This is a genomic window from Bombilactobacillus bombi, from assembly GCF_013607485.1.
GTDB lineage: Bacteria > Bacillota > Bacilli > Lactobacillales > Lactobacillaceae > Bombilactobacillus > Bombilactobacillus bombi_A.
On sequence record NZ_SCHP01000008.1, the window covers coordinates 37,868 to 52,893 of the forward strand.

A 15,026-nucleotide genomic window follows, 5' to 3' on the forward strand; every position below is an offset into this window, starting at 1 on the left:
TTCGTAGGTGCAACAAAAAATACCTCGCAGCAAACTGCGGGGTATTCCTACCTAGTGAAGTATCTTCAACAAAAAATTGCACGATAAACAAGTTGGAGAAACTTCTTCTTCCATCCAGACTTTAACTGTCGGTTCCGGACTCACACCGGATCCACTGCCTAAGGCAGGTCGCGGACTTCAATAATATTGTTACCGCCGATTGGGAATTACACCCGACCCCGAAGAAGCTATCTTATTAAACTAAGTTTAGTTTAGCATATGCTGTAATGTTTGTACATTATTTAATTAAATACGCGAACGGCAAATGATGGCATGAAATATTGGGAAATGCTGGCAACTTGCACAGATTGTCCGGGTTGAGGCGCATGAACATATTGGCCATTACCAATATAAACAGCGTCATGGTAAGAGGCTCCCACACCGCCCCAGAAAACTATATCTCCCGGCTGTAAATTACTTAAATCAATCCGCTGGCCGGCACTTTCTTGGGCCACAGTATAATGAGACATACTGATATGTGCTTGACTAAAGGCATATTGTACTAAGCCTGAACAATCTAACCCTTGACCCGGAACGGCGCCACCCCAGACATAAGGAGTTCCTACCTGAGATAAAGCGGCATTCACCACTGTTTGGGCAGTTGCGGTTGATTGCGATGTAGAATTTTGATTACTATCTAAAGAAACAGGAACAGCAGCACTGGTGGATTTAACCTGCAGATCCTGTGACTTAACTTCAGGCACATCTTGGCGAGCTGTTTTATTCAAAGTAGCATATTCACCCGGTACCCAGCCTTGATCAGCTAACTGATACCAGACTGCACCGTGGATAGTTTTTTGTCCAATAATTTTTTCTGTGGCTCCATATTTTAAATAGCGGCCTGTTTGTTGATGAAAATTAGGCTCTGCCCAGACGGTAGTAGTACCACCTTTATAATTAATAGTAATAGTTGCTGCATTTGCTTCTGTATTATTTGTCGATTCTGTTGTAGCAACGTTGGTATCAATAGCTTGGTCTTCTTTAGCCGGTTTAATATATTGGCTAGCTACCCATTGATTATCACCTAGTTGATACCAAGTTTGATGATAGACTTGTTTGGAAGCTTTAATAGTTACCGCTTGACCATTTTGTAAATAGCCTTGGGGCTTTTGACCGGCAGTCGGCCGATCCCACACTGTCGTGGCTCCACCAGTATAACTAACTGTCCCTTTGGTGGCAGCCTGCGCAGTATTAGCACTCAAACCAACAGCAGCGGCTGTCGTCAACCCTAAAATACCTGATGTTAAATACAATGATTTTCTTTTATTCACACTCTCAATCCCCCTATAATACTAATAAACATGATAATTGTCTCACATTCTAATTATACCGATAAATGGATCAACAGACAATAACATATATTACAGAAATCATTTTTTCTAAATTCTAATTAAAGAGACTTAGGTCCAATTTTATAAAAATATAAATAAACTGATTGCAAAAAAAGTGAACTAGACAATGATTGACTAGCTCACTTTTTTAAAATTATTTATAGTTAATTTACTCGTTGTACAAGATTAGAAATTGCAATATCTTCATAAGTTACTTCTTTTAAATTCTGATCTAGTTTTTTGGCAGTGAAAGTTAAACCGCGGCAGCTTTGAACATATAATTCGCGCTTGTCCAAGTCATAGCCAGCCCAATAGCGAGTATAATCACTGAAAGGATTATCCGGTGCTTCTTTTTCTAAACCCCGTGGCACCATTACTGTCCGAAAGACTGAATATAATTGGTTAATGCCATCAGCGGTTGTAAAAGCATCTAAGTGATTAGCCAAAAACGTTGCCCGAACAAAACGTGACGGTGAGGTATAATCCCCAGGCAAGCCAAACATTCCATAACCAGTACCCGCTTCAATTGGCTCTAAAGATACTCGCTCGCTCACTTTTTTGGTAGTTTTGGGATCCATATTATCCAAACTAATATAGTTTCGAATATTGGTTAAATGCCAATTGTATTCTGGGCTATTAGTCATCACGCCGATACTATCATAAACTTTAAAAGCACCATTATCTGTCGGCTCAATCACTACTGCTGCATTTGTTTCATCTACAAAGGTAAAATGCAACGGCGTTTCCACAGTTAAATCTCCTGCTGTTAAGGGCTGATCTAACAAGCCGTATTCGCCAATATGGGCCTTAAGCTCGGCAACATTTTTAAAATGGGTCAACACAAATGTGATAAATTCTTCTCCCAAAACAGCCGTTAAATTACGCTTTTTTAAGTCTTCAGCGCTAGCATGCTGACATTCCATTAATACCTGAATATCACCGGCCAAACCATATTCATTAACACCATCCATTAAACAAACTGTTCCCTTAGTAGCCACACCCATAGCGGCATACTTTGCTGTCCATGGTGCTAACTGACTTTGAACTTCGACACCTGCTGGGATGGTTACAATACTCATTGGCAAGCCGGGATCTTCACCAAACATTCCCATATTATAATCCATGGTCCGGCCAAAAAATACCTTACCTTCTTTAGAAGCAATCGTAATACTTGTGCACATCTTTGTCAGCTCCCTTTATTAAATTAATTTCATTATAACAATTATAGCGGGTTAATACTATGTTTAAGTAGGCTCTATCCCGTTTACCTAATAGATATTTACTTTCATAAATAAATTTTTTTTAATCTTTAAAAAGATCAAAGCCTAACTGTGTTCAAAGTCTCAAATCAGATTTTACTGGTGATTTGAAATATTTATACACAACTTTTGGCAAAAGTGCTATTATTAATATGTTAATTTGAGGGGTCCTTAGCTCAGTTGGGAGAGCGCCTGCTTCGCATGTAGGAGGTCGACGGTTCAAGTCCGTTAGGATCCATTATCAAAGCAGAGAGATTTAGACAAAATTGTCTAAATCTCTTTTTGCATACCTTGAATAACTACAAAAGTTATAGAATTATCTTGCTGTTAAATTATTTTTATGACTTGAAATATTTTTCAAATAATCGGCCGTTGCTATTAACTGGGCTCCTCGGCTGCTCAAAACTTTATTATAAAAGTTTCTTAGTGGCTTAATTACCGAATCATGGGCATCTTCAACTAGCACCACCGCATAATTATTTTTTAAAGCACTCACAGTCGTGGCTTGTACACAAGCATTACTCATCAAACCGGTAACTACTAGCTTATCTGGCTGCAACTGTTGCAACTGTTGTGCAAACTTTGGAACAGTAAAAGCGCTCGGATGTTTCTTCATAAACACCATATCATCTTCTTGGACATTCAAGCCTGGATAGAATGTACCTTGATGAGCTTGCTTTACAAAAATAATCGGCTGACGGCGATCTCTAAAATCTTTAATTAAACTATTAATCCGCTTTAAAAATTCTTGTTTTCCCCACAAAAAACGCATAGTCCCCACTTGCACATCAATTACCAATAAAATATTTTGCTCCATTTACAATCTCCATTCTGAAACTTAAACAATTTTATTCAAGCAATAATAATTACTTTAAAGCACAAGTTTACACCATTTTTATATTTTGCTACACGCTAAAGCAAGCAAAAAGGATAGAACAAAATATTGTTCCATCCTTATTATCTACACCGTATTAAATTATCTACACCGTATTAACGAATATGTCGTTTATAGCAGTTTTATTCTTTTAACTGTGCCAAACTGGAACCAAAGATTTGCTCAATGGTTACTGGGTCACGATGATAAAAGAATTGATACTAAAATCCTTGAACGAGCTAAATACATGCAGAGAAAGCACGATTACCTAAATTTCTTTAAATTAAACTTTTATATGCTACAATGTAGATAAATAAAAAGAGCTAGTGCTAGAACACTAACTCTTGCGCAGAGCCGTTTTAAGGGCGGTGACACGATTTAGATTATTTAATAACCGCTAACCTGTCAAAGTTTGGGCGGTTATTTTTTATGGTTGAATTTCATCAATTCTATAATTAATCTGATTAACTCAATGCCGAAAGTTCCAACACTCATTATAACCAGAAATAATTGTAGAATGTCCGCAATGGACACTTAGGCTACTCCTTTCGTTAGGATCTGCTGCTTTAGCTTTTACACCATCAGCACCACCTCCCACTATGAGAGCGCCACCGCCTTTAACTTCATTTGCCTATATATATGGGCTTTCTAAATAAAATAAAGTTGTGGGGATGCTTGAAAGACAGCGACACAATATTAACTAATAACTGCAACTCATCAAATTTTGATTAGTTATTTTTTATGGAGATATTTCCCTTTTTCCCCTTTTCTATTTTTTTACATTGTCCAATATCTTCAAAATAAAATTGAATATGCTATAATATAAGTAAATAAAAAAGAGCTAGTGCTAGAACACTAACTCTTGTGCATAGCCGTTTTAAAGACGGTGGCACACTAACAATTATTTGTTATTAGTAACCGCTAGCTGACCAGAGCTAAGGCGGTTATTTTTGGTTCTGTGCCAAGAAATGTTGACATAGAACCTCTTTTAATAGAATCCACAAATAAACGAACTGTCAATTTGACAGTTCGTTCATAAAGTAAGTAATTTACTTCTGGTTAATAATAATTAATTGTAAAGATGATCTAGCAATAACTATAAAATATCAAAACTAACTGTAATTAAGAAAAGTAAATATTCATTTAAAATCCAATTTTGCCGACCGTAATTAGTCCCCTGCCAAATCCTTTATCCATAAATTTATGATTGGTAATTGTTAAATAAAGTTCCCCTACTTCAGTAGATAGTTGGTTTTTCATTGCCAAGGGCGTTAAATCAGAACGTAAACAACTTACAATTTTAGGAAAATATTTTTTGTTTTCCAAATCTTTTTGAGCCAAACTTAAGATTTGACGTTCTGAATTAGTTATTTCTTTTTTTTGCAATAATACATTAATATTATCTAAGAACTCTTTTTCTAAATTATTTTTATTCACAATAATTTCCCCTTTACTATCTATGACTATTAAAATATCCACCACCTGCAGATGAAACCCATCCATTAGCTATAACACCTAAGGCTGCCTCCAATGGTCCCTTAGTTACAGCATAATGGTAATTTCCTCTTTTGTCTCTATATAAGTACCCATTAGCTCCATAAAATAAAGGCCCACTTCCACCGATAATATATTCTAACTTTTTTGAATTTAATTCAGTATAATTTAGCATATTTGACTACCGCCCTTCGTAATATATAAGATTAGTTAACTAGCAGTTATCAATCTATAACAATAGATTAATCTATATTATTAATATATTGTGAAATGAATTTTAAACGATAGTTTTTAGAGCATAAATGTTTATTTGTAACAATTTTTTTAATTGATATGGCAGATTACAAGTTTAATCCGAACAAGCTCTAAAAACTTCAATGGCAGTCTGATAATTATGCAGTTTTAAAGGTCGATTGTTAATTAGTTCAATTACTTCTAATACTTGATTGGCAGTTACTTGCTTAAAGTCAGTTTTCTTAGGAAAGAACCAGCGCAGCTTGCGGTTAAAGTACTCATCACTGCCTCGTTCCCAAGGTGCATAAGAATGGTAGAAATAAGCAGTTAAGCCATAGTTCTGTTCTAAGCTTTGATACTGGGCAAATTTTTTACCGTAATCGACTGTAATACTTTTTACTGCACTGCTAAAACGCTGCCAGCTGATTGATGATTGCAGGACGTTGTTCAATACTGGTGCCTGTTGGATACTGTCCCCCCTTTTCTTGGTATCGATTATAATCAGGCAAGTCCTAAACCAACTTGTTTTCATTGAGTCAATTATAAATGGAAGCTAGTGCTAACTGAAATTTTGCAGTAATCGACGACAACCAAGTTAACCGTAAATGATTTTCAATCGGTTACTTAAGGGGTTCATACAGAACCATTTTACAGCCGCAGTTTTTCTTTTTTGATTGGCATCCTGTTGAGCCAAGAGAGGATTATAAGGCTGCACCCGTTGTAATTCCGTGCGAATAGCGGACTTAGCTACGCCAACTGCAGCAGCAATTGTTGTTGAGTTTTACCTTGTTTTCTTGGCTCAATGTCGTAACTACCATTGTAAAGAAATTACTTTGGGTTTTTAGATTTATGCTGTTAGGATTAATTATAGAATCTGCTAATAATAATGGATAAAAGTTTAAAAATATAATCAATTATAATGAATATTGATTATAGTAAAAACACCCATTCATATAACATTTAACGCTTTAACTACTAAACCAAACACCATTTTATATCTGGGCGTCACGTTCATTGCGTTCATTTAATTCTAAAATAGCAATTCTTCGATTCAGTTCCTGATCAACGTAATTCACAATTAAATTGCGGAAGATCTGCATTCCGCCTTTGCCTTCATGAGAAGCAGCCAATGCTTCCATATAGTGAGTCCTAGCTGTCTTGGAAGGATTAACATTGATTACTGGGTAGCCATTTTCTGTTAAAGCTAAATTCATTAATAACCTTGCTGTCCGCCCATTACCATCTCTAAACGGGTGAATCGTAACGAATTTTTGGTGTAAATCCGTAGCATACTGGACGGGGTGTAACTGCTTTTGTGCCGTTTGACTCCATTCAATTAACTGATCCATGTCCTTTGGTATATCTAAGGGTGATGCATAGGGATTATTGGTGGTACTGTATGGGAAAACTTCAATTGCCCGATATTGCCGGCATCTGTTTTGGGCTGCATCGTTTCTAAAGTGGAAATCCGATTCAAATCACGGATTACTGTAGTCGTCAACGGCTGTTTCTTAGTTGCCAGCTCCATCATATAATTATAGGCGTCATTGAGATCAATAATTTCGAGAGTTTCTTTTAAAGTTTTACCGTGGATCGTGGCTCCTAAACCACCTTCCAGAAGAACAGCTGTCTCATATTTACTCATCGTATTGCCTTCAATAGCTGCGGAAGACCAAACGTGTTCAATGCGGACATTCTTATTTAATTGTTGTACATCTTCTTTTGATAAAGGGGGACAGGTCTCAAATATTTGCTTGGTTTGAGTTAATTCTTTTAGTTTTTCTATATAAATAATCTTGCTTCACCTGCTTCAAAATATCTTAACGCTCTATATCTTAAGATCTTTGCCTTTGTTGTATTACTCTTCTTTTTTGTATATCTTGCACCTGAATTTTAGTTTTTCATTGATTCAATACTCCTATTAACTCCGTTAATTTATCTGATATCTTCAATTCTTTTTGATAAGAACTTAGCCTAGCTAAATTGCGTTGTGGATCCTTCAAATAATTTTGTAGAGCTTCATTTCTAAGCCAAATATCTATTGGATAATTCAATCTGAAAATATCACACAGCGTTATTTCTCGATTATAGATAGATACTGAATTGCCAGTATATATCTTCATTTCTGACAATCCTAATGCCCATTTATTAGTATAATGAGCTGTAATAAAATATTTATCTAAGTTGGGAGAATGATAGCCATTTTTAAACGTCATATCAAAAGTGGTCGGCGTGGCATTAGTATAGCCATAAAGAAATAAGACTGTTTCATGAGAATACACGCCCTTGTAAATATTGCTGCGCCAAAAATATTCATCCGGAAAGTCTCCCTTTAAGATATAAACCCCTGGATAATCTTTAGTAATTTCGCCTTTTTTGACTAAGTAGTCTAAAGAAGCACGATTAATTCCAAATTGACTCGCTAATTTACTAGTAAGCGTGCCATGATATTTTAAAAATAACCGCTTAACTTTGGGACTCACTATATCCACCTCGTTTACTAATATACTTTATCTATACTTATATAAAGTATATTAGTAAACAAATAGAAATATTATTATAGGACTTATTTTCTCTTATATACATCATTGCGTTTTCCAGCTTTGACAACTTCTACTAAAAACTTATAGTCATGAATACTTGCTATCATACGATAGCTCCCCACACGATAGCGCCAAAGAGTGCCTAGTTCACCTTCTAAAGACTTGCCCCAGACCCTGGAATTAGTACTACCTTCAATATGCGAATCTAACCATTTAACAATTCTTTTTTGCACTTGAATATCTAACTTTTTTTGCATTTCTTTAAAACATTTTTGGTTAATTTCCCAGGTGTATCTCTCCACTAATTCATACCTAACTGTTTTTTAACTTCATTCCTAGAAATGGCAGCACCATGACTTTCACGAATATTTTTAACAGCATCGGCATAGTCTAAGCTATCTTCTAATTTTTCTAAATCAGCACTCGTAAATTGCCTACCTTTCATCTCAGAATCGACCACATACCTAATCGATCTTTCTTTCAAAGTTTCTCCTCATTATTTTTTCATTACATCTTATTTGGTAAAATATACAGTAGCTTCTAACAACTTTAAATAAATAGTTCATCATAAGGGAGTTACACCATGAATTCATTAGGTAACACTGTCAAGACAGCTCGAAAAAAATTAGGAATGACTCAAGCACAGTTAGCAAATGGTATATGTTCCCAAGTGACAATAAGTGCACTTGAACATAAAAACAAAATACCCTCTTTAAAAATTCTCATTGCCATTGAAAAAAGGTTAAACATAAACTTACTAAATAACACTGGAAATATTAATTTAAATAAAGATAAATCTATAGATACACTTTCTGAAATTATTCATGATTTTAAAAAGGGCAATATTGAACAATCTTATAACAAATTAATTAGTGTAATTGATATTAATAAGATTCATGATGAATCTGTTCTTACAAACGAAATTTGTTTTATTGTTGGTGAATACAACTTTTTGGAAAAGGGAGATCTAAATGAAAGTCTATATTGGTTTAACCTCATACTCAACAGGTCAACCCTAAATAAGGTATCTATTACAGAGATATTAACAGCTAGCGAGTTGGGGTACGTATATGCTAAGCAAAATCAGATAATAAAGGCACAGCACTATATTGATTTATCAATTCAGAACTACAAAACATTTGTAAGAAATAACAATGATGATCAAGAAGTGCTCTATAAAATATTATTTAAAGCTGCACATTTTTATAATAAATATTTAACTGATCAGTCAGCTGCTCTAAAACTAATAAATTGCGGATTAGATTACCTAAATGAAAGCAACTCGAATACTATTTCAAAGTATATCGATAATTTATTTTTTGAAAAAGCAATTATCTCAAGCAAACTACATGTATCAAAATATGAAGTTCTGAATTACTATTTGTTTTCTTACTTTTATGCAACAGCCCTAAAAAACGAAACTTTAATAAAACCAATAAAAGACAATATATCAAAACTTGGTTTAACTAAGTCGACTCTCGAAACGTTACAGAAAAGTCTCTTTTATAAGATCAAACAAAATTAAAAATATCTTATCAATCATAAAATATACATTATTCTTTTTCACATACTTCAACTTTTTTCCTGGTGCAGCATGAAATGCGTGTCCTGGTCAAATTATCATTTCTTCAGGCAAATATTTTATTTTTTGAACAGTTTCATATATTTGTCTGGACGATCACCATTTATTTGCAGTAACCACAGACATTCCACCATGTTTTTGTTGGGACATCAGTTGAGCGCGAGTTTTAACTAACTTTAAGCCTTCCTGAAAACTAAACGCTCCTGCCGCAAATAATGCACTTAATTCTCCTAAACTATGCCCAATCATATAATCAGGAACAATTCCTTTACGCTTTTTATCTAAATACGATAATGCACTTACCACAAAAAGAGCTGGTTGAGTATATTCAGTTAAATTTAACCTATCTTGGGCGTCGTTTAAAGAGTCTCTAATAGAATATCCGAAGATTTAGTCAACATCTTTCACCAAATCTGAAAATTCACCAAAAAGTTCCGCTCCCATTCCTTTATGCTGTGATCCTTGACCTGGAAAACCAAATACAATTTTCATCGTTAGCCTCCTATAAAAAATTTTTCAAGTCTGATTCAATGTTATTTTTAATTTCATCTGGTGTTCCTTGTGCTATGATTTTCCCACCGTCATTTCCGGATCCCGGTCCTAGTTCAATAATCCAGTCGCACCTTTTCAAAAACTCTGTATTATGCTCACAAACTACGACTGTACTGTCCTTTTGCACTAGTTTATCTAGCAACTTTAATAATTGAGAGACATCATAGTAACTCAACCCAGTAGTTGGTTCGTCTAAAGTATAAATACATTTCTTTGTGTCTGTTCTCTCTAACTCCTTAGCTAGTTTTAAACGTTGCGCTTCACCTCCACTAAGGGTAGAAGTTGGCTGTCCCAATTTAAGATATTCTAAACCAATATCAGTAACAACTTTTAGCGCTTGTTTTATTTTTCTTGATTCCTTGAAAATATTGACTGCTTCAGAAACTTGTAGTTGTAAAGTGTCAAATATTGTAAGATTTTTATATTTTACGTTTAAAATTTCTTTTTTATATCTTTTCCCTCCACATTTTTGGCATTTTACCGTTAACTTAGTTCCATCTCCAAATTCAATTATTCTTCTCCCTGTGCCATTACATTTTTCACAAGCACCTTTTGAATTAAATGAAAAGTCTGATTTTGTAAATTGAAAGTTATCTACCTTTGCCTGTATCTCATAAATCTTCCGAATTTCATCCCATATTTTTAAAAAAGTAACCAAATTTGAATTAATACTTCGCCCAATTGGTGCCTGAGAAACCGAAATAAGTTTTATATTGTCTGTCTGATTCATTTTTAACTTCTTTTCAAGAGCATTCAACAACGTAGTTTTTCCACTACCAGATTTTCCAGCAATCCCAACAATGTAGCCACCAATTGGAATTTTGATATCAAGATGTTGTAAATTATTATCATGCACATCGGTTAAATTAATAGTTTTTCCATTTTTCATTTTTTTCGATCTCGGAAATATACTTTCAGGATCTGCCAAAAACTTTCCGGTTAAGGATTTTTCACTTAAAAGTAATCCTTTATAATCTCCAGTGTAAACTAAACTACCACCATTCACTCCCGCTTTTGGACCGATATCAATAATATAGTCAGCACGTTTTATCATTTCCTTGTCATGATCAACAACCAATACTGAATTTCCTTTCGAAATTAATTTATCAACTAACTTAAAAACGATTTTCTTTTCAGTTGGGTACAGACCCGAAAGTGGTTCATCCAAAATATATATTATGGAATTCAAACTAGATCGGGATAATTCTGATAAATATATTTTTTGAATCTCTCCACCACTCAATGATGACATTTTTCTATACATAGATAAATACCCTACATCTAACGATATAAGAGCATTTAGCTCAGAAATCAAGCTAGCTACAATTTGTTTTTCATAACTAAAATCCGGTATATTAAGTTTAGAGAAAAAATTTTTCAATTCAATGATTGACAGCATACATAGATCACTAATATCATATCCACACACCTTGACAGATAAGCTTTTGGACTCTAATCTTTTACCTTTACAAACCGGACATATTTCATTTTTATAGTAGTTTTCAATATTATTTTCATTTTTTATTTTCTTCGCTAAAATTCTATCTAAACAATAACTTCTTTTATCAGCATTATTTTCAACATAATGTCCGAAAATAAACTCATTCTTATTTTGATCACTCAGATCATTAAACGGAACTGCTAATACTTGTTCAAATTGCCTTTCAAAATACTTAATAATTCCCTTTGAAATCTTTAATTTCTCCAGAACTTCATTAATTGAAAGTTTCCCATTGTTTGTTACTTCATCGATTTGAACATTATATTTTTCGCCTAAGCCCAAACATGTTTTACACATGCCTTTGGGATTATTATAAGAAAACGCGCCACTTTCAATATTTAGATTTTCTTTTTCACTTTGAGTTTCATATAACGAACAAAGCAATTTCAAAATGTTAGTTTTTGAACCCAGTGTAGATCTTGGATTTTTCTGTCGCACCACACTCTGTTTTACCGCTACAGTTGGACTAATTCCTGAGATACTTTCATAATTACTATCTGTTGTAATTCCAGTAATCGCCCCGATTTCTTCTAAGTAGAGCTTTCTACCCTCCTCAAAAATCAAATCAAATAATAAACTTGATTTCCCAGAACCACTTACACCGGTAGCAACAACTAATTTGCCTTTTGGAATACTTAAACTAATTTCTTTCAGATTATGAACTCTAGCCTTTTTAACATCAATGTAATCCAACGACAACACATCCTTAATTTTTATAAATTTTTTGCAAACCTCATTAATAACATTCACTGAAGTCTCATCAGTTAGTACAGACAAGTGGCTTAAGGAAACAATATTCTTTTCCTTTAAATTGCAGAAATAATAACTATCAATTTCCATAGGTCGCAACATTTTTGAGGCTTGTAACATGTTGCTGCCGTATCCAGCGCTGTAAGTGTTTTTGTCAGTTGTATTACCTAATCGCGTTCAAAAGCTTTTGCAATAGCAATGTTTACTAACTGACCCATGAATTTATCAACAGGTAGAGTTTTATCCAATTCATTTTCTTTAATCAAAGCAATCTTACTGTGGCCATTGGAAATCGAAAGTAGCAGATTCATTACTCTGAATGCTCTATCCTTAGTCAAATCATTCTTCAACAAATTCATCCAACTATTTCGCATTTCATCATCGATAAAAATTGATTCTAATATCACCAATGGGTTAACCTTAAATCCTTGCTTTTGCAACTGTCTAGCAGTCTCAAAAGCTGTAACTCCGCCGAATGGCAGACCCCCTATATCATAAGAATCAATTTTCTGAACTGATTTTATAAATTCTCAATACAGCTTCACCATGTCCTCCATGTTATTCATTTGCAACACATCATTACTCTCGCTTAGTAATTTAAATGATTCCGTATATTACTCGTATTCTTGAATAATATTTATTTTAGTCAGATAATGCATAATTTTTTTAAGATTCGCAGATTCTATATGACCAACTTTTCCCCCAAATCTATTTTACTTAGATATTCACTACTTGTTACGGGTGCCATTATTACGGTCATATTGGCAAACCAACATCCAAAGATCGCATAGATAATTCAAGACCTTGTGGCAATATTAAAATAGCCTTTTTGGATTCCATTCCACGGAGGATTAGAGATTGCCCAATTTTTTTAAATTTACCTCTAATCTTTGACCACTTAACATTTGCGGGTTACTATTATCGAAATTTTCAAAAATGAACATAGTATCATTTTTATGAACTCTGCATTGATTCAATACTACCTTCAAAAAGTTATTAGTCATTGTTCACCTCATAAAAAAGTATTTTACTTCATTTATACATAAACCTTTAAATGTTATATGCTAATTTACTTAAGTTATATAGATCTCCTTTTTGCTCGATTAACTCTTTAAAAGTACCAATTTCAGATATCTTGCCCTCTTTCATAAAGATGATCGCATCATATTGTTCTAGAATCTTTGCATCAAGTTTATGTGTTATAACTATTGCTGTTAATTCACTGATTTTTAAAATAGCTTTTTCAATTTGACTAGTATTTTTCTGATCTAATGAAGAAGTTGCTTCATCCATTAATAATATTGGAGTTTGTCTAATAAGAGCTCTAGCAATGGAAACTCTCTGCTTTTGTCCTCCAGACAAGTTATTTCCATCCTCTCCAACTACCATATCCAAACCTTTATCTGTACTATCTATTAATTCTCTCAACCCTGATTTATCTATGGCATAGTTTAATTCTTCTACAGAGAATGACCTTCCCAGCGTGATATTGTACCTAAGTGTGTTGTCAAACATATAGACATTTTGCTGCACAATATTCATGAGTTTATATAAAGATGATACATTTATACGATTAACATCAACCTCATCAATATAGATTTTCCCTTGAATATTGTTTTGATAATAACCCATTAATAAATTCAGGAAGGTTGTTTTACCACTTCCAGACATGCCTACAAGCGCATATTTTTTACCCTTTTCTATTTTTAAGTTAATGTCATCAAGTGTATTTTTCGAATGATTACTCAGTGATGGATACGAAAAAGAGACATTGCTCAATTGAATGCTATCTTCAAAATCATCTTTTTTAATTAGTTGAGTATCATAACTAGTTCTTTTTTTCATTTCGGCCAACAATTCACTCACTTTTTGAACTGCGGAAAGCCCGGCCTTTTTGTTATTCATTTCGAGTCCTAATTTATTCATCGGCATTACAACAAAATTAACCAGTTGAACTATAGCAGTCACTCCACCAATACTGACATTGCCATTTATAACCATGAACATACCTAAACCATATGCTACTAAAAAGATCAAATAGCCGGAAAAGTTTGAAATTGAAATCGAAATATTATTTATTTTTGACATTTCAAACTGACTATTTGCTCGGTTATTATTATTTATTTGAAACTCCTTACTAACTTTATTTTCAACATTAAAACTCTTAATTACTAAAAAACCAGCAAAAGCATCTTTTACTTTTGCAACATAACTATTTTCACGCATTATAGACTCGTTTTGTTTTGTTTGCATTGAACCACCAAATGCTCCCATTGCAATTAGTGGAACAAGGCTGGCAATAAGAACCATCAGGGAAAGTTTCCAATTAATTAAGAACATACCTACAACAGAAAATATAAGTAATGAAGAGTTTGATATAAAGTCAAAATATGATTTTATGTACTTTTCTTCAATTGTTGTGATCGTATTAGTCATTGAAGAAATCAGTACGCCTGTACTATTTTTATCAAACGTGTTTACATCAGTTTTAATAATCTCATAAAAGATTTGCGCTCTATATTTCTTACTAAAACTTCGAATAAATTTATCCTTAGACAACTCTGTAATGAACACAGTAAGTGCCAACATTACACAAACAATTAAACCAATATATATCGCAGATTTTAAAGCATCAATATTATCTGAAATTCCAGCATCTATAAGTCTCTTTAAAACAAAGGCAAGTAGTAAGTTCGCCAATGGGTAGATGCCCCCGGCAAATATTACCGCTATATAATAATTAGCTTTGTCAAACTTTTTAAAATTTTTCATCTGTTTCTATCCCTTCCCTTTTATATTAATTTTCCACAATCAAAGATATTGGCAATAACTTATTTCCATCTCACTCTACTTCATATATTTTATAA

At 33.6% G+C, this 15,026-nt stretch carries 16 protein-coding genes, 1 tRNA gene, 1 pseudogene and 1 riboswitch; of the genes and pseudogenes, 2 read left to right on the forward strand and 16 right to left on the reverse strand.

Annotated elements, in window-relative coordinates:
* Window positions 1-98: 98 nt before the first annotated feature.
* Window positions 99-230, reverse strand: a riboswitch (FMN riboswitch).
* A 51-nt stretch (window positions 231-281) separates the two neighbouring features.
* Together EQ827_RS03505 and EQ827_RS03510 are read right to left on the reverse strand one after the other, a co-directional pair.
* Window positions 282-1,310: a C40 family peptidase gene (locus EQ827_RS03505; protein ID WP_181189601.1), complete on the reverse strand. Its 1,029-nt coding sequence runs from the start codon at window positions 1,308-1,310 to the stop codon at window positions 282-284.
* 224 nt (window positions 1,311-1,534) lie between these two features.
* Window positions 1,535-2,551, reverse strand: a complete 1,017-nt coding sequence (locus EQ827_RS03510) for a choloylglycine hydrolase family protein (RefSeq protein WP_181189602.1) — start codon at window positions 2,549-2,551, stop codon at window positions 1,535-1,537.
* A gap of 243 nt (window positions 2,552-2,794) precedes the next feature.
* Here EQ827_RS03510 and EQ827_RS03515 point away from each other — a divergent pair.
* Window positions 2,795-2,867, forward strand: a tRNA-Ala gene (locus tag EQ827_RS03515).
* A 78-nt stretch (window positions 2,868-2,945) separates the two neighbouring features.
* Here EQ827_RS03515 and EQ827_RS03520 read toward each other — a convergent pair.
* From EQ827_RS03520 to EQ827_RS03555, 10 genes and pseudogenes are all read right to left on the reverse strand, one after another.
* Window positions 2,946-3,446 carry a cysteine hydrolase family protein gene (locus EQ827_RS03520; RefSeq protein ID WP_181189603.1) on the reverse strand — a complete coding sequence of 167 codons (501 nt, stop codon included), beginning with the start codon at window positions 3,444-3,446 and terminating at the stop codon, window positions 2,946-2,948.
* A 200-nt stretch (window positions 3,447-3,646) separates the two neighbouring features.
* Window positions 3,647-3,721: pseudogene (locus tag EQ827_RS09075) on the reverse strand (aldo/keto reductase); the annotation flags it as partial.
* A 925-nt stretch (window positions 3,722-4,646) separates the two neighbouring features.
* The gene (locus EQ827_RS03525; protein WP_309109330.1) at window positions 4,647-4,940 is read right to left on the reverse strand and encodes a bacteriocin immunity protein; all 294 of its coding nucleotides are present in this window, start codon (window positions 4,938-4,940) and stop codon (window positions 4,647-4,649) included.
* Window positions 4,941-4,956: 16 nt separating this feature from the next.
* Window positions 4,957-5,172: a garvicin Q family class II bacteriocin gene (locus tag EQ827_RS03530; RefSeq protein ID WP_181189605.1), complete on the reverse strand. Its 216-nt coding sequence runs from the start codon at window positions 5,170-5,172 to the stop codon at window positions 4,957-4,959.
* A 174-nt stretch (window positions 5,173-5,346) separates the two neighbouring features.
* Window positions 5,347-5,682, reverse strand: a complete 336-nt coding sequence (locus EQ827_RS03535) for an IS30 family transposase (RefSeq protein WP_181189606.1) — start codon at window positions 5,680-5,682, stop codon at window positions 5,347-5,349.
* A 541-nt stretch (window positions 5,683-6,223) separates the two neighbouring features.
* On the reverse strand, window positions 6,224-6,646 hold the full coding sequence (locus EQ827_RS09080) for a Fic family protein (protein ID WP_373563504.1): 423 nt from the start codon (window positions 6,644-6,646) through the stop codon (window positions 6,224-6,226).
* Window positions 6,595-6,876 (reverse strand): hypothetical protein, encoded by a 282-nt coding sequence (locus EQ827_RS09085; protein ID WP_258231781.1) that lies wholly within the window; start codon window positions 6,874-6,876, stop codon window positions 6,595-6,597. The genes EQ827_RS09080 and EQ827_RS09085 overlap by 52 nt, the downstream gene beginning before the upstream one ends.
* Before the next feature lie 256 nt (window positions 6,877-7,132).
* Window positions 7,133-7,714: a type IV toxin-antitoxin system AbiEi family antitoxin domain-containing protein gene (locus tag EQ827_RS03545; protein ID WP_181189607.1), complete on the reverse strand. Its 582-nt coding sequence runs from the start codon at window positions 7,712-7,714 to the stop codon at window positions 7,133-7,135.
* Between the two features lie 83 nt (window positions 7,715-7,797).
* On the reverse strand, window positions 7,798-8,076 hold the full coding sequence (locus tag EQ827_RS03550) for a type II toxin-antitoxin system RelE family toxin (protein ID WP_309109331.1): 279 nt from the start codon (window positions 8,074-8,076) through the stop codon (window positions 7,798-7,800).
* The gene (locus EQ827_RS03555) at window positions 8,076-8,219 is read right to left on the reverse strand and encodes a hypothetical protein (protein ID WP_181189608.1); all 144 of its coding nucleotides are present in this window, start codon (window positions 8,217-8,219) and stop codon (window positions 8,076-8,078) included. The genes EQ827_RS03550 and EQ827_RS03555 overlap by 1 nt, the downstream gene beginning before the upstream one ends.
* Window positions 8,220-8,357: 138 nt before the next feature.
* Between EQ827_RS03555 and EQ827_RS03560 the strand changes: the two genes are divergently transcribed.
* Window positions 8,358-9,299 carry a helix-turn-helix domain-containing protein gene (locus tag EQ827_RS03560; RefSeq protein ID WP_181189609.1) on the forward strand — a complete coding sequence of 314 codons (942 nt, stop codon included), beginning with the start codon at window positions 8,358-8,360 and terminating at the stop codon, window positions 9,297-9,299.
* Window positions 9,300-9,452: 153 nt separating this feature from the next.
* Here the strand turns inward: EQ827_RS03560 and EQ827_RS03565 are convergent, their stop codons facing one another.
* The 4 genes from EQ827_RS03565 to EQ827_RS03580 all read right to left on the reverse strand — a co-directional run bounded on the left by EQ827_RS03565 (window position 9,453) and on the right by EQ827_RS03580 (window position 14,931).
* Window positions 9,453-9,746, reverse strand: a complete 294-nt coding sequence (locus EQ827_RS03565; RefSeq protein WP_309109332.1) for an acyltransferase domain-containing protein — start codon at window positions 9,744-9,746, stop codon at window positions 9,453-9,455.
* Between the two features lie 112 nt (window positions 9,747-9,858).
* The gene (locus tag EQ827_RS03570) at window positions 9,859-12,279 is read right to left on the reverse strand and encodes an ATP-binding cassette domain-containing protein (RefSeq protein ID WP_181189610.1); all 2,421 of its coding nucleotides are present in this window, start codon (window positions 12,277-12,279) and stop codon (window positions 9,859-9,861) included.
* A 47-nt stretch (window positions 12,280-12,326) separates the two neighbouring features.
* Window positions 12,327-12,683: a thioesterase domain-containing protein gene (locus tag EQ827_RS03575; protein WP_181189615.1), complete on the reverse strand. Its 357-nt coding sequence runs from the start codon at window positions 12,681-12,683 to the stop codon at window positions 12,327-12,329.
* A 526-nt stretch (window positions 12,684-13,209) separates the two neighbouring features.
* On the reverse strand, window positions 13,210-14,931 hold the full coding sequence (locus EQ827_RS03580; protein WP_181189611.1) for an ABC transporter ATP-binding protein: 1,722 nt from the start codon (window positions 14,929-14,931) through the stop codon (window positions 13,210-13,212).
* Between the last annotated feature and the right edge of the window lie 95 nt (window positions 14,932-15,026).